The organism is Pusillimonas caeni (assembly GCF_003545815.1).
Taxonomy (GTDB): domain Bacteria; phylum Pseudomonadota; class Gammaproteobacteria; order Burkholderiales; family Burkholderiaceae_B; genus Pusillimonas; species Pusillimonas caeni.
This window is the reverse complement of sequence record NZ_PDUW01000001.1, coordinates 35,362-54,880: the sequence shown is the minus strand read 5'-3', so window position 1 is coordinate 54,880 and position 19,519 is coordinate 35,362. Positions and strand designations below refer to the sequence as shown.

The following is a 19,519-nucleotide window of genomic DNA, read 5'->3' as shown; positions in this document are numbered from 1 at the left end:
GGATTCTACAGCGCCGAGCGAGCCTTGTTGATGGCGTCCCGGGTGTCCAGTGCCGCCTTGGCCGCGGCTTCGCGCCAATCGTCGCCCGCGCCCGCATAGATAATGGCGCGCGAAGAATTGATCATCATGCCCGTGCCATGGGAGGAGCATCCCGCCTTGACCGTGGCGTCGATATCGCCGCCCTGTGCGCCGATGCCGGGCACCAGCAGGGGCATGTCGCCGACGCGTTGACGCACCTGGGCCAGTTCCTGCGGAAACGTAGCCCCGACCACCAGTGCACATTGGCCATTGCGGTTCCATTTGTCGGCCACTAGGCTGGCGACGCGCAGATAAAGGGGTTCGGAAGACTCCAGTTCCAGCGCCTGCAAGTCGGAGCCGCCCTTGTTCGAAGTGCGACACAGGATGATGACGCCTTTTTCTTCCCAGGACAGATAGGGCTCGATCGAATCGAAGCCCAGATAGGGGCTGACGGTGACGGCATCGGCGCCGAAGCGCTCGAAGGCCTCGCGCGCATACTGCTCGGCGGTCGAGCCGATGTCTCCGCGCTTGGCATCGAGCACCAGGGGCAGCTGCGGATAGCGTTCGCCCACATAGCGGCACAGTGCTTCCAGCTGTTCTTCGGCGCCCTGGGCCGCGAAGTAGGCGATCTGCGGCTTGATGCCGCATACATAGGGTGCGGTGGCGTCGATCACGCCGCGGCAGAATTCATAGATGGCGTCGGGGCGCCCATGCAGTTCGGCCGGAAAGCGCACGGGGTCCGGGTCCAGCCCCACCATCAGGAGGGAGTTGGCGTGCTTCCAGGCGGCATCGAGTTTTTGGGTGAAAGTGGTCATCGGAATAATATCGGTGGCAAGAGTATGCGTGAATAAGGTCAGGGCGCCGGCGATCCGAAGCCCGTCAATACGGCGATCCAGACGATGGCGGCGCCGATGATGGCCAGCATCACGGCGGCGCTGCCCAGGTCCTTGGCGCGTCCTATGAGGGGATGCCGCTCCAGCGTGACGCTGTCGGCGATGGCCTCCAGCGCCGAGTTCAGCAGTTCGACGATCAGCACGAAGAACAAGGTGGCGATCAGCAGAAGCTGCTCGGCCAATGTGTTGCCCACCCAGATGGCAACGGGTATCAGCACGACGCACAGCAGCAGCTCCTGGCGAAAGGCGGCTTCGTGCTTGAGCGCGGCTCCAAGTCCCTGCATGGAATAACGCAGCGCGTTGATGAGGCGGGCTGGCCCGCCGCGGCTTTTATACGGTGATTTGTGTTGCGTCATGACGCCCTTCGGGTTGAGGCGAACTGCCGGGACAGGAGCATTGTAATAAGAAAGAGGAAACGCACCGTTGCGCCGGGGAGCGGGCGCAAAAAATGCCCCCACGCTGCGCAGGCTCATGCCTGCTTGCTATCCACCTCGCGGCCTGCATGCCGCTCGGATTCGCCAGGCGCATAACAGTCCGCAGGGACTGTTATGCGTCCGGGCTCATCCCCCAAGGGGGCGTTTTTGCCGGGGGCGCCCAGCCTTGGGGCGGCCCGGCGGCAAAAAAAGCCCTCGATGAAGCGGGGGCTCCGGCACGCCGATATCCGCAGCCGGGCTTGTCAAGAAGGAGAGGGCAAGGGGGACGGCCAGCCAAGCGGACGGACCCAGGATGCGGGCGGCGGGCGCGAATCAGGCGGGCATGCGGATGACGGGCTTGATGCTCCGTCCCGCCTGCATGTCGCTCAGCGCCGCGTTGATGTCCGCCAGATCATAGAAGCTCAGCAGCCGGTCGAAGGGGAAGCGCCCTTGTCGATACAGATCGATCAAGAGCGGAATGAACAGGTCGGGCCGGCTGTCGCCCTGATGAATGCCGCGCACCGAGCGCCCGCCCAGAACGAGTTCGAGAATATTCGCGCTGAGGTCCGCCCCGCGGGCCGTGTTGATCAGCCCGCAAACGCCCAGCGGCGCCAGATTCGACGTGGCCTGCCGGATGACATCGAGGTTGCCGGTCGTATCCAGAGCGAAGTTCACGCCCTGGGGAACGATGGAGCGCAAGCTGGAAAAGACCTCTTCCCGGGCGGCATCGATCACATGGGTGGCGCCCAGTTCGGCGGCCAGCTTCAGGCGGGCGGCATTGGTGTCGACGGCCACCACTGTGGCGGCGCCGGCTACATTCGCCGCCATGACCGCCGCCAGCCCGACGGCCCCGGTTCCAAAGACGGCCAGCGTGTGGCCCGGAGCCACGCGCAGCGAATTGATCACCGCGCCGGCGCCCGTCTGGAAGCCGCAACCCAGCGGGCCCAATATTTCCAGCGGCAGGTCCTTGTCCACGAGGACCGCATTGCGTTCATGGCAGACGGCATGGGTGGCAAAGGACGATTGGCCAAAGAAATGGCTGTGTATGGCCTCCTGGCCCTTGCCGAGCGCGGTGCTGCCGTCCAGGCGCTTGCCCGCGAAATTGTATTGGCCCAGATGCCGGCAGTAGGCCACCTCGCCGCGAACGCAGCTATGGCAGGCTCCGCAGGTATCGAAGCTCATGACGACATGATCGCCGGGCTTGACCTTGCCGACGTCCTTGCCGGCATCGAGGACGACGCCGGCCCCTTCGTGACCCAGGACGATGGGGCGCGGAACGCGGGAGGCGGAGTCGCGCATTCCGATGTCCGTGTGGCAGATTCCGGAGGCTACCACGCGCACCAGGACTTCGTCGTCGCGCAACGAGCCCAGTTCCAGGGTTTCAAGCGACAGGGGCTGGCCTGCGGTCCGGGACAGGGCGGCTTTTATCTTCATGGCGTGGCGGCTGGGTCAGCGGGTTTCGAAGTAGAAATGCTTGGTCTGCATGAAGTCGTTCAGGCCTTCGATGCCGTGCAGCTTGCCATAGCCGCTGTCTCCGTAGCCGCCGGTTTCGGCTTCGGCAAAGAGGCGGTTGTGGGCGTTGTGCCAGACGGTGCCGAACTTCAGTTGCGATGCCATCCGCCTGGCCGTCAGGCCGTCCCGGGTCCAGACGCTGGCGGCCAGGCTGTAGCGGGTTGCATTGCTGCGGCGGACGGCCTCTTGTTCGTCGGTGAAGCGCTCGATGATGAGCAGGGGGCCGAACAGTTCTTGCTGGATGAAGGGCGAATCCAGATCCTGCACTTCGATCAGGCTGGGTGAAATGAACGCCCCGTTCTTCAATTCGCCGCCGGGAATATCGCCCTTCAGCAGCACCCGCTCGGATTGCTCGGCTTGCTCCACCAGTGCGGCGATGCGGTCGCGGTTGGCGATATCGATGAGGCAGCCCATGCCGGCCTGCGGGTCGTTGCCGAACCCGGGCCGCAGGTTCTTGAGCGCCTGGACGAGGCGCCGGCTGAACTCGTCATAGACGGACGCTTCGACCAGCACTCTGGCAATAGCCGTGCATTGTTGTCCGGCCATGACCATGCCGCCGGCGACGACGCCCGCCACCGTGGCGTCCATGTCGCAGTCCGCAAATACCACCGCCGGCGCCTTGCCGCCCAGCTCGAGCGACAGGCGCTTGAGAGTCGACGCGGTATTTTGCGCAATCAGTTTCCCGACTCGGGTGGACCCGGTAAAGCTGATCACATCGACATCGGGCGACTCGCACAGATGGCTCGAGACTTCCGTTCCGGACTCGATGACCGAATTGAGGATGCCGGGAGGAACCCGGCTATCGCCGGCGATGCACTCCAACACCATGTTGTTGACGACCGCCGTCTGATGGGCGGGCTTCACGACCACTGAGCAGCCCGCCGCCAGGGCGGGCGCCAAAGAGCGCACCAGCAGCGTAACCGGCGCGTTCCAGGGAAGGATGATGGCCGCAACGCCCGAGGGTTCGCGGTCGAGCGAGGCATAGCAGCCGGGCTCCACCTGCAGGATACGGCCGAACAGGTTGCGGGCCAGGCCGGCGTAATACTTGAGCTCGGAGACGCCCGCCATGATTTCGCCCAGGGCTTCGCGCCGCAGCTTGCCGTTTACCGCGACGATGACGTCGGCGATTTCTTCTTTACGGCGCTCCAGGGCCGAGGCGAAGTCGAGCAGCACTTCGGCGCGTACGCGCGGCGAGCGAGCCCAGGAAGAGTGTTCGAAAGCCTCTCTGGCCGCCGCGATGGCGGCACGTGCTTCGTTTGCCGTTGCATCGCAAAAGCGCGCCGCGAGTTCGGACGTGGCGGGGTTCAATACGTCGCCGATGACGGCCTGTCCGCCGACCGACTCGAGCCAGCGGCCGTTGATATAGTGTTTAGCGGTATTCATTCGATGGGCTTTATTCAAAGTTTCTGCAGATCTTCGACCTTGACTCCGGCGACCTGCTTGTACCGATTCGAGATGTCCATGAGCTCGGACTGCGAAATGACGTCGTCCAGCCGATCGAAGGGCTTGCCGCGAGTCCGGTCATGAACTTCTTTCAGGATGGTGTCCGGGGGCGCGATCCGGTTCATCAGCACGACGTCTCCCGTCGCCTTCACGCGTATGCGATCGTACTCGAGCAGGGCTTTTTCGGTGAGCCCATGCTGCCGCAGTTGGTCCGCAAGGCAACGGCAGTCCAGTATGGCCTGGCCGGCGCCGTTGGAGCCCCTGGGCACCATGGGATGGGCCGCATCGCCCAGCAGGCTGATCCGTCCGAAGCTCCACCTGGGAAGCGGGTCCTGATCCACCATCGGATACTCGAGTATAGTTTGTGTCTGCTCGATCATGCCCGCCACGTCCAGCCATTCGAAGCGCCAGTCCGCGAATGCGGGAAAGAAGTCCTCGAGTCGGCCGCGCCCGTTCCAGTCGCGGTCGGCGGGCTGGGGGGACTCGATTTCGGCTACCCAGTTCACGAGCTGATTGCCTTCGGCGTCGATGTTGTTGCGAACGGGGTAGATCACCATCTTGCCCACCGACAGCCATCCGGCCCGCACCATGCTGGCGCCGGACAGAAACGGCTTCAGCGCAGTCGTTCCGCGCCACATGTTCACGCCGGAGTAGCGGGGCTTGCCTTCGTCGGGATAAAACTGCTTGCGCACGGCCGAGTGGATGCCGTCGCAGCCGATCACGATCGACGAGCGCACGCTCAGTTCAGCGCCATCGGCGGTTTCGAAGTATGCGGTCGTTCCCTCTTCGTCCTGCTCCACCCGGATGCAGCGCCTGTCGAGCTGGACGGCGTCTGCGCCGAGCCGCTGCGCCACGGCGTCAAGCAGGCAGTTCTGCAGATCGCCGCGATGGATCGAGAACTGCGGCCACCCGTATCCCGCTTCCAGGCCCGCCGGTTCCCGGAATACGAACTGCCCGAAGCGGTTGAAGAAGATCGATTCGCGCGTGGTCACCGCGACTTCGGCCAGGGCTTCCTGCATGCCGAGTTCGTCGAGTACGCGCACCGCATGCGGCAGCAGGTTCACGCCGGCCCCAAGAGGCTTTATCTCGGGCACGGCTTCATGGATGCGGCAGGATATGCCCGCCTGATGGAGCGAAAGGGCGAGCGTCAGGCCGCCGATTCCGGCGCCGATGATGAGGACTTCACATTCTTTGGACATAGGCTTCTCGTCGGATTCATGTCGATGGATGTATTAGACCGCCGGTGAATGTATTATTGAAATTTGAATATCCAATGTATTGATAAGCAATGAATATCAATCTGACTTTTCGGCAGCTAAAAGCCTTTCTTCTGGTGGCGCGGCTTGGCAACTTTACCCGCGCCGCCGAGCAGATGCATGTGACGCAAGCCGGCCTGAGCATCATGATGCGAGAGCTGGAAACCCAGCTGGATGTCCGTCTTTTCGATCGCACGACCCGTTTCGTGACCCTGACGCCCGCCGGAGAGCAATTCCTCCCCGTCGCCAAGAGGGTCGTGGACGAACTGGAGGACAGCGCCAACCAGTTGGGCGCCCTCAGCGCCCATACGCGGCGAACTCTGCGCATCGGCGTGACGCCTCTGGTTTCCACGAGCATCCTGCCCCAGGCATGCCAGACGTTCCGGCAATTGCGTCCCGACGTCACGCTCAAGTTCGTCGACACGGATCCCATGCACGTGCAGCAGCTCGTCGAGGCGGGCGAGCTGGATTTCGGCCTGGGCGCTTTCTTCAAGAACGTGACGGGCGTGGAATTGACGCCCTTGTTCGAGTACGAGCTGATGTGGGTCAGCGCGCCGCCCCAGGATTCAACGAAGATACTCTCGCAGCCGCAGCATGGCGGGCGCGCGCCCGTGGCCGCCGGCATGAAAAAAAGCCGGGGCAAGAAGGTCTCATGGGCGGCCATTGCGGACGCGCCGCTGATCAGCTTGCCGCCGGAAAACAAGATCCAGCAGGCCATCGAAGCGCGGCTGGACGAAATAGGGCGGGCGCACGAAGAAAGGCAGACCTTCCGAAATTTTGAAACATTGATCGCCATGGTGGCCGCCGGGATGGGAACGGCCGTGGTGCCGTCGTATGCGCGCACCGCCTGCCTTCGCTACGGGGTGGAAATGGCCCGCTTGACGGAACCCGCCACACCGTTGAGCTTCTACCGCATTACCAAGCGTGGACGAGCCGACCCCGATGCCATGGCCGATTTCACCAAGGTATTCGTGGCCAGCGTCCCGGCGTAAGGCCTTCGATTGATATTCAAAAGTTTTTAGTTGATAAGATATTTAAATTTCCTTTATGGTAGATGAAGTCTTCTAATGGAACGAACGGGGCGCTCGTCCCCTACATTCGATTCCACATTACACGGAGACTTCTTCATGCACATGCGTAAAATTCTCGCGGCCGCTTCGGCGGCTTCTTTGCTCGGGTTCGCGGCGACGGCGGGCGCCGCGGAAACGATCAAGGTCGGCCTGGTCGCGCCGTTCTCGGGGCCTTTCGCGCAGTATGGGGCGCAGATGTACGCCGGCATACAGGCTTATTTCCATCTGAACGGCGACGAAGTCGCGGGCAAGAAAGTCGAGATCATCCGGCGCGATACTGGGGGAGCCGGGCCCGAGATCGCGCGCCGGCTCTCGCAGGAACTGGTCAATCGCGATCAAGTCGACTTCCTGACGGGCTATGGCCTGACGCCCGAGGCATTGGCCTCGGCGCCCATCGCCGAACGTTCCAAGACGCCGCTGATCATCATGAACGCCGCGACGCTGTCGATCGTCGAGAAGTCGCAGTACATTGCCCGCGTGTCGCTCGCCACCGCGCAAGGTTCCGGCGTGATAGGCCACTGGGCCGCCAACGAAGGCATCAAGACGGCCGTCACCCTGGTGGCGGACTACGGCCCGGGGCTGGACGCCGAGGCTGCGTTCAAGAAGACCTACACCCGAGGCGGCGGCGAGATCGTGGAAACCATACGCACTCCCTTGAACAACCCCGACTTCGGCCCCTTCATGCAGAGAATCAGGGACATCAAGCCGGACGCCGTCTTTGTATTCGTCCCCGCGGGCGAGCAAAGCATAGGCTTCATGAAGAACTACCAATCGCGCGGCCTGGCCGAACTGGGAATCAAGGTAATCGGCCCCGGCGACGTGACGGACGACCACGTGCTGCCTTCCATGGGCGACGAAGCCCTTGGCGTGATCACGGCGTTTCATTACTCGGTTGCCCACAAGTCTCCCGAGAACGAAAAGTTCCTCAAGGCTTACGCCGAAGTCAATCCCAATGCGGGCCAGGCGAACTTCATGACGGTGGGCGGCTATGACGGCATGGACGCCATCTTCCAGGTAAGCAAAGCCCTGAACGGAGACATCGACGGCGACAAGGCGATGGAGATACTGAAGGGCATGAAGATAGACAGCCCGCGCGGCCCCTTGCTCATCGATCCCGAGACGCGGGACGTGGTTCATACAGAATACATCCGCCGTGTCGAGCGCGTCGACGGTCAGCTCAAGAACGTCGAGTTCGCCCGTTTTCCAGAGGTCAAGGGCGATGGCGACGTAAGCGGGCAGCCCGAATCGATGTAAGCACGGGTGCAAGACCGCCCCGCACGCCGGGGCCGGGCGGGTGTCCAGGGCCGACGCGCAGCGGAACCCCGGCCTTGGACGGCGCTTGCTACGATGCAAAAAGAAAAAGCCTGGATCCGGCGTAATACCGGATCCAGGCTTTTTGTTGGCTGGCGGCCCCTTGCGGGGCCTTGCCAATCGGATAACGAGGGCTTAGAAGCCGCCCATGCCACCCATGCCGCCCATGCCACCCATGTCGGGCATGGCGGGAGCGGGCTTGTCTTCGACGACTTCGGCCACGGCGGCTTCGGTGGTCAGCAGCAGGGCTGCAACCGAGGCGGCGTTCTGCAGGGCGGTGCGGGTCACCTTGGTGGGATCCAGCACGCCTTGCTCGACCAGGTCGCCGTACTCGCCGGTGGAAGCGTTGTAGCCGTAGTTGTCCTTGCCGCTGGCAACGTTGTTGACCACGACGCTGGGCTCGTCGCCGGCGTTGGCCACGATGGTGCGCAGGGGAGCTTCGACAGCGCGCAGGATCAGCTTGACGCCGGCTTCCTGGTCGATGTTGTCGCCCTTGACCTGGGCAATGGCGGCCTTGGCGCGGATCAGCGCGACGCCGCCGCCGGGAACGATGCCTTCTTCGACGGCAGCGCGGGTGGCGTGCAGGGCGTCTTCAACGCGGGCCTTCTTTTCCTTCATTTCGACTTCGGTCGCCGCGCCGACGCGGATCACGGCAACACCGCCGGCCAGCTTGGCCACGCGCTCTTGCAGTTTTTCGCGGTCGTAGTCGGACGTGGCTTCTTCGATCTGGACGCGGATCTGCTTGACGCGCGCTTCGATCGACTTGCCGTCGCCGGCGCCGTCGATGATGATGGTGTTTTCCTTGCCCACTTCGATGCGCTTGGCCTGGCCCAGCTGCTCGAGGGTGGTGCTTTCGAGCGAGCCGCCGGTTTCTTCCGAGATGACGGTGCCGCCGGTCAGGATGGCGATGTCCTCGAGCATGGCCTTGCGGCGGTCGCCGAAGCCGGGAGCCTTGACGGCCGTGGTCTTGAGGATGCCGCGGATGTTGTTGACGACCAGGGTGGCCAGGGCTTCGCCTTCGACGTCTTCAGCCACGATCAGCAGCGGACGGCTGGACTTGGCCACTTGCTCGAGCACGGGCAGCAGGTCGCGGATGTTGCTGATCTTCTTGTCGTAGATCAGGACGTACGGATCGTCCAGGACGGAAACCTGCTTGTCCTGGTTGTTGATGAAGTAGGGCGAGAGATAGCCGCGGTCGAACTGCATGCCTTCGACGACGTCCAGCTCGTTGTCGAGCGACTTGCCGTCTTCGACGGTGATGACGCCTTCCTTGCCGACCTTGTCCATGGCGTCGGCGATGATCTTGCCGATGGACTCATCGCTGTTGGCCGAGATGGAGCCGACCTGGGCGATTTCCTTGCTGGTGGTGCAGGGACGCGAGATTTTCTTGAGTTCTTCGACGGCGACCGTGACGGCCTTGTCGATGCCGCGCTTGAGGTCCATGGGGTTGATGCCGGCGGCCACGTACTTGAGGCCTTCTTCGACGATGGACTGGGCCAGCACGGTGGCGGTGGTGGTGCCGTCGCCGGCGTTGTCGGAGGTCTTGGAGGCGACTTCCTTGACCAGCTGCGCGCCGATGTTCTCGAACTTGTCCTTCAGTTCGATTTCTTTAGCGACCGACACGCCGTCCTTGGTGACGGTGGGGGCGCCGAAGGAGCGCTCGAGCACGACATTGCGGCCCTTGGGGCCCAGGGTGGTCTTGACGGCATTGGCCAGGGTGTTGACGCCGCGAACGATGCGCGAGCGCGCATCGTCGCCGAATTGTACTTGCTTAGCAGCCATTGTTGATTCCTTGCTAGATTCGTATTCGTTTGCGGATTACTGGATGACGGCGAGGATTTCGTCCTCGCGGATGACGAGAAGTTCTTCGCCATCGACCTTGACGGCCTGGCCGGCATACTTGCCGAACAGGACCTTGTCACCCGCCTTGACGTCGACCGGGGTCACCTTGCCGTCTTCGGCCTTCTTGCCGGGACCCACAGCAATGACTTCGCCCTGATCGGGTTTCTCAGCGGCGCTCTCGGGGATCACGATGCCCGAAGCGGTGGTACGCTCGTTGTCCAGACGTTTGACGATCACGCGATCGTGCAAAGGACGCAGTGCCATGAAGGAACTCCTGTTCAAAAATTGTTAGTGGTAGCGACGGGGGCGGGCTGTTAGCACTCTGTCCCCTCGAGTGCTAATTATAAGGATGGTCTGGAATACTTCAAGAGCAGGGGTGATTTTTGTTACAAATGCGGGATGACGAGGGTCTCATGTCGAACGCCACTGAGGTTTGAACTTCCGCCGCTCAGTTCTGAACTGTTCATTTCTGGGGCAAACCCAGCTATGCTGGCCGCTTTTGGCCAGGGGGAGGCCTTCACACGTCAATATATTTCAGGTGAATGATTGGGTAAGGCCGCCCTTGGCCGTCAAGCGGAGAACGACCTATGCACTTGAAGCCCATTTTTTTGTAGAAGCCTAAGGCTTGAGGGTTCTGCTCATTTACATCGGTCGTCATGTCAGGGTGCAGCGAAAGACCGTGTTGAACTAGTGCAGCGCCAATGCCCTTTCCTCGGCATGCGGGGTCAACGAACAAAGCCTCCATGTGTCCGTTGTCGATGAACATGAATGCCATTGGATAATCATTGCTATCCACCGCGAACCAAAGCGGAACCTTTGGTAGAAAGTCGCAAACCATCTTGTCGATGGCTTGGCGATCATCGGAAGCAAGAAAGAAATGAGTGGCAGCTACCGCGCAACGCCAAATTTCAACAGCACGTTCGCCCTCACCGGGACGAGAGCTTCGAATAGTAGTCATTTCTTGATTGTAATCACTGTGCAGCATAGGTCTGGGCGGTGCGGGCGTTGACCAAGGCTCCGACCATTCTGCTGACCCACACACGCATAGGCGAACAGCTTTTCCAATTCGAGCCGCGAGAGGTGCGAAGAATTCTTGTTGGAGAGTACGAGGTCTGCTATGAAATTCAGGATTCGAACGTCTATGTGCTACGACTGTGGCATACCTGAGAGGATTGCTGAAATTCCTCAGGTCAGCTTGACCTTGCGATAGCTGCCGCGATCCATGTCGACGACTTCGACGCTCAGATGCGCGGTCATTCCTGTCGCAAACGCCGGCATGTGCTCCAGCATGCCGTCGGCAACGCGCTGGCTGAAGTCCTGCTTCGCCTGCTCGCTGCGGCCCGCCAGAATTCGCACCGTAACGTGGATGAACCCGCGCCGGCTGTCCGCCAGTCCGACGCGAAACCAGTCGGCGCGTACGACGCGGGCTTTCAGGTCGGCCTCGTCTTCGACTTCGGGGCTTTCCGCCAACCGGCGCGTGACCGCAGCCAGCATGGCGTCGAAGGGCAGAGCGGGCAGATTGGGGGTGTATTCAACGATGATATGAGGCATTTTGGTGAGGAGGTGTGTTGGATGGTGGCGCCGGCCATGGCGCTGCACAATAATATATAGGGAGATTGCTTTCCGATGCGACAAATACTGCTGATCATCGACGTCCAGAACACCTTTTCACCGCCTGAATGGCTGGTGGAGGGCATACAGAACCTTGCCGGTCGCATGCCGTCGGTCGCCACGCTCGAGGTGCACGACGAAAGCCGGACGCCTTTCATGAGCCAACTGGGCTGGTGCCCGGCGGCGGCCGACCACAGCCTGGTGCAGGCCGATCGGGTGTTCGTGAAGCACGGCTACATTCCTTCCGGCGAGACGATGGCCTATCTGAAGGATTTGAATCCGGACCGCGTCCTGGTGTGCGGCATCCAGACCGACACCTGTGTGCTGGCCGCGGGCTTCGCTCTCTTTGACGCCGGCCTGCGGCCCACGCTGATCACGGATCTGACGGTGGGCTCATCGCTGGACCGGTCGGGCGAACTGGGGGCGAGATTGTGGAAGCATCATTTCGGCCAGCTGGTGTCGAGCAAGGAGGTGCTGACTGCAGGGTAGAACCTTGCCGTTTCAGGCCGGCGGGGTGGTGGTTTGAGCAATCAAGCAAGCATTGCGCTTACGCTGGAAAACAGCATTCCAAGACCAGAGCCCACGAGCAGCAGGCTGACGATGTGTTTCATTGATGCGCCGGACACCGGGGGAGGGCGCGAGGCGCTCAGCGAGGTGACGATCAGCGTTACCGGAATCGCCTCGACGGCAAGGATGAGAGCCAAGCGGCTGAAGTCGCCATATGCAATGACGAGCAACAGTCTCAGAACGGCCCCCACGGCAAAGCAGAAGATGAGCGACTCCTGTATGCGTTCAATCGGCCATGGCTGGCGATAGACTGCATACACCAATGGCGGGCCCGCGGCGGCGAACAGCCCTCCAAGCACGCCTGAAACCAGCCCGATTGCGGCAAAGTAGCCCGAACCCGAAGTGGTCTTGAACGGGCTTGACGTTCGCCATAACAAGACCGCACAGGCCACTATGCTGAAGCCCAGGACGAGCTTGAGCACTTGATACGCGTTGGCAGCGAGAAAAGCGAGCAGCAGCATCCCCAGGAAAGTGCCGACGAGGGTCGTTCCTACCGCCGACATGATTCCGCGTTCGACGCGCGCGGTTCTGCGCCTATAAAAAAACATCAGGGCGTTGACGATGATGAGTACCGTTACTGCATTTGCCGCGTCGGGCAATGGCACCAGGTCGACGAGCCCGACCAGCCCCAGAAGAATCAGCACCAAGGCAAAGCCCGTCACGCTCTGTGCATAAACCGCTATGGCGACGAACACCATGAAAGTTATATGTGTCAGCATTGATTTCTATCTCAGGCGTTCTGTCTCGGTTCCGTCCTGCGGCATGGCGTCCGAAACGAAGATTCGGTGGCGGTGCGCTCCAAAAATAGTCGCCGGTCCGGCATCGACCCAGGCAAAGCGCTTTCAATCGATATCGGCGCAAACCGTCTGAAGCTTCTGCAGAATCCCATACAACCGCACGCGGTCTTCGACGTCCAGCGCCAACAGCAGCCGGGCGTGGCGCTCGCGCGCCAGGGGGATGACCTTGTCGACCACCTTCGCTCCTTTGGCGGTGATGTTGCAGACCAGTGATCGATCGCCGCTTTTCATGGACGCGGTGGACACCAGCCCCTTGGCGGCCAGCTCCTTGACGGTGCGGCTGACCAGGGCCTTGTCGCTGGCCGAGACTTCGGCCAGCTGCTTCAGGGGAATGGACCGGTGGTGCGCCACGGTGGACAGCAGCCGCCATTGCGGCAGCGTCAGGCCGGCGCTGCTGGCGTAGATGCTCGGAAAGCGCTTCAGGTGCGCGGCGATCCGCACGATGGGCACGGAAAGAAAATCTTCGACGGTGAGGTTGGAGCCATCGGGTTCAATGTGCTCCCAGGGGCAGCGGGCGGAAGGTTCGTTCGTCACGGCCAGGATGAAGGTGTGCGGGCCGCGATGGAGCCGGACCCGCATGTTGAAAAAAGACGTAGATCAAGACCAGGGCTGTCTTTCTGGTGCCGACGCGCCCCGGACGCCACACAGGAGTGCGGGGGGCGGCCGGCCGGCGTCGAAGCGCGGGATCTGCGTGCCTTCAATTCTAGCCTCCTCCGTTCCTGTCCTGATGCGTTTTTAGTTGATGCAACGACCGCTATATATCAACGTACTATTTACACCTGTCAAATTGATAAGTCAATAAGGAGTGATGATAATTGATTTGTCAATTTGATCGGCGGACAATGCTACCTAACGTACGAGCATTTTAGGTAGAGGCGTCATGAGTAATTCAGCTGAAGCAAGTGCCGCGGAAAGCATCGCGCAGGACGCGACCTCCACGCATTTCACTTTGGGTACCGAGCTTCCTCAGGTCAATCATCGGGCCAAGGTGCAGGGCCGGGCGATGTATGCGGGCGACATCAAGCTGCCGGGCATGCTGCACGGCGCGATTCTGCGCAGTCCGTACGCGCATGCCCGCATCGTCAGCATCGATACGTCGGCGGCGCGCGCCTTGCCCGGGGTGAAGGCAGTGCTGACCGGCGACGATGCGCCGGCCACGCCCTGGGGCGGCGGTCCCATCAAAGAACGCTACATTCTGGCCAAGGGCGTGGTGCGCTTTGCCGGCGAAGAAGTGGCGGCGGTAGCGGCCGTCACCGAGGACATCGCCCGCGACGCCCTGGATCTGATCCGGGTGGAATATGAAGAACTGCCGGCGCTGCTCACGCCGGACGAGGCGCTGGCGCCGGATGCACCCACCGTGCACCCGGGACGCAAGGACAACATCGGCCACGACATCCAGTTCAACCGGGGCGACGTGGACGCGGCCTTCGCCTCCGCCGACCTGGTGTACGAGGCCACGTACAACACATCGCGCCAGTATCCGGGCTATCTGGAGCCCATGGTATCGGTCGCCTCGCTCGAATCCGACGACCGCCTGCATGTGTGGACGTCCACGCAGACCGTCTTTCTGGCGCGCGCACGCATCGCCAAGGCGCTGGAGCTGCCCATTTCGTCGGTGCGGGTCATCCAGCAGACCACCGGCGGCGGGTTCGGCGGCAAGATCGTGGAAGACGACAACCAGCTCGTGGCCGGCCTGCTGGCGCTGCGCACGCGCCGCCCGGTGCGCCTGCTCAACAACCGCCTGGAAGACTTTCTGTCCTGTTGCACCAGCGTGCCCGAGCGCATCACGCTCAAGCTGGGCATGACCCGCGAGGGCATCATCGTGGCCAAGGACGTGCGCATCGTGGCCGACTGCGGCGCCTACTCCGGCCTGGCCGGCGAGGTCATGCACGTGTCCGCCATGCGCAGCGACAATATGTTCCGCAACATGAACGTGCGCTGCCACGCTGTGCTGGCCTATACCCATACGCCTCCGCACGGGGCATTCCGCGGCTTTGGCGGATCGCAGATGCTGTTCGCGCTGAACAGCCATATCGACACCATGGCCCGTGAATTGGGGCTGGACCCCGCCGCCATCCACGAGCGCAACGCCATCGGCGCGGGCGAGACTTCGGTGCATGGCTGGAAGATCCAGAGCACGGGCTTCAAGCAGTGCCTGGCCGGAGCCACCGAGGCGATCGGCTGGGCCGGCAAGCGGGCGGCGCCGCGCGGCACCGGCGTGCGGCGCAAGGGCGTCGGCATGGCGGCCGCCATGCACGTCTGCGGCAACCGCACCATGGGCAACTGGGACGGCTCCACGGTGGTGCTGCGTCTCAATGAAGACGGCGGCATCACGGCCTACAACGGCGAATGCGACATGGGGCAGGGCGCAATGACCATGATCACCCAGATCATCGCCAATGAATTCAAGCTGCCTTTGTCGCAGGTGCGCCTGCTGCCGCCGGACACCGACAGCGCACCCTATGCGCTGGGCTCGTTCGCCTCGCGGGTGACGATGTCCGCCGGCAATGCGGCCATCTGCGCCAGCCGGGCCGCCCACGCCAAGCTGTTCGCCCTGGCGGCCGACCTGCTCGGCGCCTCGGCCGACGATATGGAAATAATCGACGGCGGCGCGGTGCGCGTCCGGGGCGGCGGGAAAAGCCTGACCCTGGCCGAACTGGCCCGCCAGCACGTCTGGCGCCATGGCGGCGAAGTCCTGCAGGTCAGCGAAACCTGGGACCCCCAAACCGAAGAGCCCGATCACGACCTATACGGCAATTGCGCGCCCACTCATTCGTTTTCCGCCCAGGCCATCGAAGTGGAGGTGGACACCGAGACCGGTCAGGTCACCGTGCTGGACAGCTATCTTGCCGACGACCTGGGCCGGGCCCTGAACCTGAATGCCGTGCATGGGCAGGCCAATGGCGGCTGCGTCCAGGCGATAGGCTGGGCCCTGTACGAAGACCTGCAGGTCGAGGACGGACGCATCGTCAATGGCAATTTCGCCGACTACACGATGGCCACGGCCGAGTCGGTGCCCATGCTGCGCGGCGGCTTCATCGAATCCATGGACCCCGTCGGTCCTTATGGCGCGAAGGCGTCCAGCGAAACTCCCATCCTCATGGCGGCGCCGGCCATTGCCAACGCGGTGTTTGATGCCGTGGGCGTGCGCATCCGCGACCTGCCGATCACGCCCGAGAAGATATTGGCGGGCCTGAGGGCGGCCAAGCAACAAGATTCAGTCGAGAAAGAACAGGAGGCGACCGTCCATGCGTGACTTCCATTACCTGGAGCCGACGTCCGTCGAAGAGGCCAGCCGCATGCTGGCCGAACTCGAGGACGAAGAGCCGCGGGTCAGCGCCGGCGGCACGGCGCTGATTCTCACCATGCGCCAACGGATGCTGCGCCCCACCCATCTGGTGTCGCTGGCAAAGGTCGATCGCTTGCGAGGCATCGAATTCGACGAGCAGTCGGGCCTGCGCATCGGCGCGCTGTCGCGCCATGCCGATATCGCCCGCTCGCCGCTGGTGCGCCGGCACTTTCCGGTGCTGGCCAGCATGGCCGAGCGGGTGGCCAATCCGCAGGTGCGCAACCAGGGCACCATCGGCGGCAATCTTTGCTACGGCGACCCATCCACCGACCCTCCGGCCTGCCTGCTGGCGCTGGATGCCACCGTGGTCCTGGGCAGCACGCGCGGCGAGCGCGCCATGTCTCTCGAGGAGTTCATCGTGGACTATTTTGAAACCGCGCTCGAGCCCGACGAGATCCTGGTAGAAATACGCGTGCCGCCCCTGGCCGCGGGTACGGACGGGGTCTACAGCCGCTTTCTGCGCACGGCGGCAGAGCATCGCCCGCTGGTCAGCGTCGCCCTGGTGGCGCGCCGAGACGGGGCGTCGTGCCATGAAGCGCGCCTAGCCGTGGGCGCATCGACGCCCATGCCCATGCGGCTGCGGCGCGCCGAGGCATTTCTTCAGGGCAAGCAGGTGTCCGCCGCCGTCGCCGCCCAGGTGGCGGATATCGTGGCCCAGGACATCGAACCGATATCCGACTCGCGCGGCAGCGCTGAATTCCGGCGCGACATGGTGCGCGCCGTGGCCCGCCGCACGGTTTGCGAGTTGTTTGAGCTTTCCATCGATCAAGGAGTGCCTGCATGAGCACGCATCGTATCCATTGCACGGTGAACGGCGAGGCGCACAGCCTCGACGTACCCACTGGCCGCATGCTTTCAGATTTCCTGCGCGACGACCTGCATCTGACCGGAACCAAGCGCGGGTGCGAAACGGGAGTGTGCGGCGCCTGTTCGATATTGATCGACGGCGAGGTGATCAAGTCCTGCCTGATGCTGGCCGCGCAGGTGGACGGCCGCGAGATCACGACGATCGAAGGCCTGTCGAGCGGCGACGCGCTTCATCCCCTGCAGGAAAGCTTCATGGAGTGCGGCGGGCTGCAATGCGGCTATTGCACGCCCGGCATGATCATGGCCTCGTGCGACCTGCTCAAGAACAATCCGAACCCCAGCATCGAAGAAGTGCAGCGCGGCCTGTCGGGCAATCTGTGCCGCTGCACCGGCTATACACAAATCGTTGAATCCGTTCTGCATGCCGCAGAAGAAATGAATCATGGAAATTGAAAAGACGCTGGCAGTTTCAGCCCCGCGCGAACGCGTATGGGCCTTGTTGATGGACCCCCGCGTCATGACCGGCGCCGTGCCGGGCATGCAGTCCATCGACGTCATCAGCCCCACGGAATACGTGGCCCTGATGAAGGTGAAGATCTCCTTTCTCAGCGCCAAGTTCAAGCTGCACACCCACATCGTCGAGCAGCGCGAACCCGAGTATCTGCGCGTCGAGGGCACGGGAGAAGACGCTTCGGTGGCCAGCTCGCTCAAGCAGACGAGCGAAATATTCCTGTCCGAGACGCCCCAGGGGGGCACCGAACTGAAGATCAAGGTCAATGTCGACCTGCTGGGTCGACTGGGCACTTTCGGCCTGTCGGTCATGAAGACCAAGGCCGACCGCATGTGGGACGAGTTCGGCAAGAACCTGGCGGCACGCCTCGAGGGCAAACCCGAGGAGGCCGCAACGAGCCAGGCGCAGGCCGGCGGGCAAACGGCCGAGCCGCAGACGGCCGGCGCGGCGCGGCGCAAGGTCTCGGGCGAAGCGGCCCGCAGCTTGCAAAGCCCTGCCATGCCGCCCGTCGACGGTGTGACGGCCGGCGCATCGGCAGTCCAGGGCGGCGAAAGGCTGGCGGAAGAAGAACCCAGAGGGTGGTTCTCGCGCCTGCTCGGAAACAGCCGGCCGACGGTTGGCCGCACGTCCGCAAGCGCGGCCGCGGTCATTCGCGTCGAAGTGCGGCAGATCGATAGAACGGTGGCCGTCGAGTGGCCCGTCGAAGCGGCGGGACAGTGCCAGGAGTGGCTGCGCGATCTGCTGGCGGGCCGGGGCGGGAGCGTTTGACGTAGGAGGGTGGACGCACATTGCTGGCCATCGGGCCGCGCGTCGCATCCGCATGTAAAGAAGAAGGTCCATGCATCTCACATTTCGGAGAAGAGGAGATAACAATGTTTCAACACATCAATAGAACAAAAGCCGCGCGATTCGTCGCCCATGCACTCGCCGCCAGTGTCCTGGGCATCGGCGCCGCGGCGCACGCGGCCGACATCAAGGTCGGCGTCATACTGCCCCTGTCGGGCCCCGTGGCCGCCCAGGGCTTGAGCACGGTCGAGGGCATCAAGGCGGGCGCCCAGTATCAGAACTCGGTCAACGGGCATCAGCTCAAGATCATTCAACTGGACGACGCCTCGAACCCCTCCATGACCACCCGCAATGCGCGCAAGCTGGTCAGCCAGGACAATGTCGATGTCCTGATCGGCACCAGCAGCGTTCCGGGCGCGATGGCGCTTGCAACGGTGTCCCGCGAAGAAAAGACCCCGCTGGTCTCCTTCACCCCGATCGAGCTGAAGGATGACGCGGCGGCGTGGGCGGTCACGACCACGCAGTCCGGCGACACCATGGTCTCGGCCGTGGTCGACGAAATGAAGCGCAACGGCGTCAAGACGGTCGGCTACATCGGCTTTGCGGACGCCTGGGGCGACGTCGCCTATGCGGCGCTGCAGAAGCACGCCAAGGAGGCCGGCATCGAGGTCGTCGCCAACGAGCGTTATGCGCGCGCCGACAATTCGGTGGCCGCCCAGGTGCTCAAGGTGATGGCCGCCAAGCCCGACGCCGTTCTGGGCGGAGGCGCGGGCACCCCCGGCGCCTTGCCTTATATCGGGCTGCACGAGCGTGGCTACAAGGGCGCCATCTACGGCACCCATGCCATTCTCAGCCCTGAGTTCGTCAAGCTGGTCGGCGAGGCGGGCGAAGGCCTGCTCGTGCCGACGGGCCCGGCCCTGGTCGGCAGCCAGCTTCCCGCCGACAACCCCAGCAAGGCGATCATCGACGAATACAGCAAAGCCTACAAGGCCGCTCACGGCGAAGATCCTTACGACGTGTTCTCGGCCTATGCTTTCGACGCATGGCTGGTGGTCGTGGAAGCGGCCAAGCGCGTGCCCGCCGACATCCAGCCCGGCACGCCCGAATACCGCACGGCTTTGCGCGATGCCATCAAGTCGACCGCCAAGCTGGCCGGAACCGAAGGGGTGTTCAGCTACGCGCCCGACACTGCCTACGGAGTCGACAAGAGCTCCGTGGTCATCGTCAAGCTCGAAAAAGGCCATTGGACGCTGCAGCCCTGATGCGGGTCAGGCGCGCAGCGCCCGGCTTTACAAGCAAAGGATTGTCCATGCCCGGCATCGGGCAATCCGAC

General features: G+C 63.0%; 20 protein-coding genes. 9 read left to right on the top strand and 11 right to left on the bottom strand.

What is annotated here, in order from left to right; translation table 11 throughout:
• Window positions 1–5 precede the first annotated feature (5 nt).
• The 5 genes from pyrF to CSC67_RS00270 all read right to left on the bottom strand — a co-directional run bounded on the left by pyrF (window position 6) and on the right by CSC67_RS00270 (window position 5,478).
• Entirely contained in the window at window positions 6–833 is an 828-nt protein-coding gene (gene pyrF / locus CSC67_RS00290; protein ID WP_118992526.1) for an orotidine-5'-phosphate decarboxylase, read from the bottom strand.
• A gap of 38 nt (window positions 834–871) precedes the next feature.
• Window positions 872–1,267, bottom strand: a complete 396-nt coding sequence (locus CSC67_RS00285; RefSeq protein ID WP_118993144.1) for a diacylglycerol kinase — start codon at window positions 1,265–1,267, stop codon at window positions 872–874.
• Window positions 1,268–1,657: 390 nt separating this feature from the next.
• Window positions 1,658–2,758: an NAD(P)-dependent alcohol dehydrogenase gene (locus tag CSC67_RS00280; RefSeq protein ID WP_118992525.1), complete on the bottom strand. Its 1,101-nt coding sequence runs from the start codon at window positions 2,756–2,758 to the stop codon at window positions 1,658–1,660.
• Between the two features lie 15 nt (window positions 2,759–2,773).
• Window positions 2,774–4,219, bottom strand: coding sequence for an aldehyde dehydrogenase family protein (locus tag CSC67_RS00275; RefSeq protein ID WP_118992524.1), 1,446 nt, complete (start codon window positions 4,217–4,219; stop codon window positions 2,774–2,776).
• A gap of 14 nt (window positions 4,220–4,233) precedes the next feature.
• Entirely contained in the window at window positions 4,234–5,478 is a 1,245-nt protein-coding gene (locus tag CSC67_RS00270; RefSeq protein ID WP_118992523.1) for a flavin-dependent oxidoreductase, read from the bottom strand.
• Between the two features lie 89 nt (window positions 5,479–5,567).
• Between CSC67_RS00270 and CSC67_RS00265 the strand changes: the two genes are divergently transcribed.
• Together CSC67_RS00265 and CSC67_RS00260 are read left to right on the top strand one after the other, a co-directional pair.
• On the top strand, window positions 5,568–6,527 hold the full coding sequence (locus CSC67_RS00265) for a LysR family transcriptional regulator (protein WP_245220075.1): 960 nt from the start codon (window positions 5,568–5,570) through the stop codon (window positions 6,525–6,527).
• 135 nt (window positions 6,528–6,662) lie between these two features.
• A complete protein-coding gene (locus CSC67_RS00260) occupies window positions 6,663–7,859 on the top strand; it encodes an ABC transporter substrate-binding protein (RefSeq protein ID WP_118992522.1) in 1,197 nt (398 codons plus the stop codon).
• A gap of 192 nt (window positions 7,860–8,051) precedes the next feature.
• Here the strand turns inward: CSC67_RS00260 and groL are convergent, their stop codons facing one another.
• The 3 genes from groL to CSC67_RS00245 form a co-directional block, all read right to left on the bottom strand.
• A complete protein-coding gene (groL, locus tag CSC67_RS00255; protein WP_118992521.1) occupies window positions 8,052–9,698 on the bottom strand; it encodes a chaperonin GroEL in 1,647 nt (548 codons plus the stop codon).
• A 36-nt stretch (window positions 9,699–9,734) separates the two neighbouring features.
• Entirely contained in the window at window positions 9,735–10,022 is a 288-nt protein-coding gene (locus CSC67_RS00250; RefSeq protein WP_017522627.1) for a co-chaperone GroES, read from the bottom strand.
• Window positions 10,023–10,275: 253 nt separating this feature from the next.
• Window positions 10,276–10,716, bottom strand: a complete 441-nt coding sequence (locus CSC67_RS00245; protein ID WP_118993142.1) for an acetyltransferase — start codon at window positions 10,714–10,716, stop codon at window positions 10,276–10,278.
• A gap of 38 nt (window positions 10,717–10,754) precedes the next feature.
• On the opposite strand from CSC67_RS00245, the gene CSC67_RS00240 reads away from it, so the two are divergent.
• A complete protein-coding gene (locus CSC67_RS00240) occupies window positions 10,755–10,925 on the top strand; it encodes a type II toxin-antitoxin system RelE/ParE family toxin (protein WP_118992520.1) in 171 nt (56 codons plus the stop codon).
• A gap of 18 nt (window positions 10,926–10,943) precedes the next feature.
• Here the strand turns inward: CSC67_RS00240 and CSC67_RS00235 are convergent, their stop codons facing one another.
• Window positions 10,944–11,309 (bottom strand): 5-carboxymethyl-2-hydroxymuconate Delta-isomerase, encoded by a 366-nt coding sequence (locus CSC67_RS00235; protein ID WP_118992519.1) that lies wholly within the window; start codon window positions 11,307–11,309, stop codon window positions 10,944–10,946.
• A gap of 75 nt (window positions 11,310–11,384) precedes the next feature.
• Between CSC67_RS00235 and CSC67_RS00230 the strand changes: the two genes are divergently transcribed.
• Complete coding sequence (locus CSC67_RS00230; RefSeq protein WP_118992518.1) at window positions 11,385–11,858, top strand: cysteine hydrolase family protein; 474 nt, start codon at window positions 11,385–11,387, stop codon at window positions 11,856–11,858.
• A 41-nt stretch (window positions 11,859–11,899) separates the two neighbouring features.
• Here the strand turns inward: CSC67_RS00230 and CSC67_RS00225 are convergent, their stop codons facing one another.
• Both CSC67_RS00225 and CSC67_RS00220 read right to left on the bottom strand, forming a co-directional pair.
• Window positions 11,900–12,634, bottom strand: coding sequence for a TSUP family transporter (locus CSC67_RS00225; RefSeq protein WP_245220074.1), 735 nt, complete (start codon window positions 12,632–12,634; stop codon window positions 11,900–11,902).
• A 144-nt stretch (window positions 12,635–12,778) separates the two neighbouring features.
• Window positions 12,779–13,312 (bottom strand): MarR family winged helix-turn-helix transcriptional regulator, encoded by a 534-nt coding sequence (locus CSC67_RS00220; protein WP_118992516.1) that lies wholly within the window; start codon window positions 13,310–13,312, stop codon window positions 12,779–12,781.
• Between the two features lie 301 nt (window positions 13,313–13,613).
• Between CSC67_RS00220 and CSC67_RS00215 the strand changes: the two genes are divergently transcribed.
• The 5 genes from CSC67_RS00215 to CSC67_RS00195 all read left to right on the top strand — a co-directional run bounded on the left by CSC67_RS00215 (window position 13,614) and on the right by CSC67_RS00195 (window position 19,448).
• On the top strand, window positions 13,614–15,989 hold the full coding sequence (locus tag CSC67_RS00215; RefSeq protein ID WP_118992515.1) for a xanthine dehydrogenase family protein molybdopterin-binding subunit: 2,376 nt from the start codon (window positions 13,614–13,616) through the stop codon (window positions 15,987–15,989).
• Window positions 15,982–16,866, top strand: coding sequence for an FAD binding domain-containing protein (locus tag CSC67_RS00210; RefSeq protein ID WP_118992514.1), 885 nt, complete (start codon window positions 15,982–15,984; stop codon window positions 16,864–16,866). The genes CSC67_RS00215 and CSC67_RS00210 overlap by 8 nt, the downstream gene beginning before the upstream one ends.
• Window positions 16,863–17,342, top strand: coding sequence for a (2Fe-2S)-binding protein (locus CSC67_RS00205; RefSeq protein ID WP_118992513.1), 480 nt, complete (start codon window positions 16,863–16,865; stop codon window positions 17,340–17,342). Before CSC67_RS00210 ends, CSC67_RS00205 begins: the two co-directional genes overlap by 4 nt.
• Entirely contained in the window at window positions 17,332–18,168 is an 837-nt protein-coding gene (locus tag CSC67_RS00200) for an SRPBCC family protein (protein ID WP_118992512.1), read from the top strand. The genes CSC67_RS00205 and CSC67_RS00200 overlap by 11 nt, the downstream gene beginning before the upstream one ends.
• Window positions 18,169–18,272: 104 nt before the next feature.
• Complete coding sequence (locus CSC67_RS00195) at window positions 18,273–19,448, top strand: ABC transporter substrate-binding protein (RefSeq protein ID WP_118992511.1); 1,176 nt, start codon at window positions 18,273–18,275, stop codon at window positions 19,446–19,448.
• Window positions 19,449–19,519: the final 71 nt, after the last annotated feature.

Coding starts and splice junctions, on each gene's coding strand:
- pyrF (WP_118992526.1), bottom strand. CDS start 833: ATGACCACTTTCACCCAAAAACTCGATGCCGCCTGGAAGCACGCCAAC.
- CSC67_RS00285 (WP_118993144.1), bottom strand. CDS start 1,267: ATGACGCAACACAAATCACCGTATAAAAGCCGCGGCGGGCCAGCCCGC.
- CSC67_RS00280 (WP_118992525.1), bottom strand. CDS start 2,758: ATGAAGATAAAAGCCGCCCTGTCCCGGACCGCAGGCCAGCCCCTGTCG.
- CSC67_RS00275 (WP_118992524.1), bottom strand. CDS start 4,219: ATGAATACCGCTAAACACTATATCAACGGCCGCTGGCTCGAGTCGGTC.
- CSC67_RS00270 (WP_118992523.1), bottom strand. CDS start 5,478: ATGTCCAAAGAATGTGAAGTCCTCATCATCGGCGCCGGAATCGGCGGC.
- CSC67_RS00265 (WP_245220075.1), top strand. CDS start 5,568: ATGAATATCAATCTGACTTTTCGGCAGCTAAAAGCCTTTCTTCTGGTG.
- CSC67_RS00260 (WP_118992522.1), top strand. CDS start 6,663: ATGCACATGCGTAAAATTCTCGCGGCCGCTTCGGCGGCTTCTTTGCTC.
- groL (WP_118992521.1), bottom strand. CDS start 9,698: ATGGCTGCTAAGCAAGTACAATTCGGCGACGATGCGCGCTCGCGCATC.
- CSC67_RS00250 (WP_017522627.1), bottom strand. CDS start 10,022: ATGGCACTGCGTCCTTTGCACGATCGCGTGATCGTCAAACGTCTGGAC.
- CSC67_RS00245 (WP_118993142.1), bottom strand. CDS start 10,716: ATGACTACTATTCGAAGCTCTCGTCCCGGTGAGGGCGAACGTGCTGTT.
- CSC67_RS00235 (WP_118992519.1), bottom strand. CDS start 11,309: ATGCCTCATATCATCGTTGAATACACCCCCAATCTGCCCGCTCTGCCC.
- CSC67_RS00230 (WP_118992518.1), top strand. CDS start 11,385: ATGCGACAAATACTGCTGATCATCGACGTCCAGAACACCTTTTCACCG.
- CSC67_RS00225 (WP_245220074.1), bottom strand. CDS start 12,634: ATGGTGTTCGTCGCCATAGCGGTTTATGCACAGAGCGTGACGGGCTTT.
- CSC67_RS00220 (WP_118992516.1), bottom strand. CDS start 13,312: ATGCGGGTCCGGCTCCATCGCGGCCCGCACACCTTCATCCTGGCCGTG.
- CSC67_RS00215 (WP_118992515.1), top strand. CDS start 13,614: ATGAGTAATTCAGCTGAAGCAAGTGCCGCGGAAAGCATCGCGCAGGAC.
- CSC67_RS00210 (WP_118992514.1), top strand. CDS start 15,982: ATGCGTGACTTCCATTACCTGGAGCCGACGTCCGTCGAAGAGGCCAGC.
- CSC67_RS00205 (WP_118992513.1), top strand. CDS start 16,863: ATGAGCACGCATCGTATCCATTGCACGGTGAACGGCGAGGCGCACAGC.
- CSC67_RS00200 (WP_118992512.1), top strand. CDS start 17,332: ATGGAAATTGAAAAGACGCTGGCAGTTTCAGCCCCGCGCGAACGCGTA.
- CSC67_RS00195 (WP_118992511.1), top strand. CDS start 18,273: ATGTTTCAACACATCAATAGAACAAAAGCCGCGCGATTCGTCGCCCAT.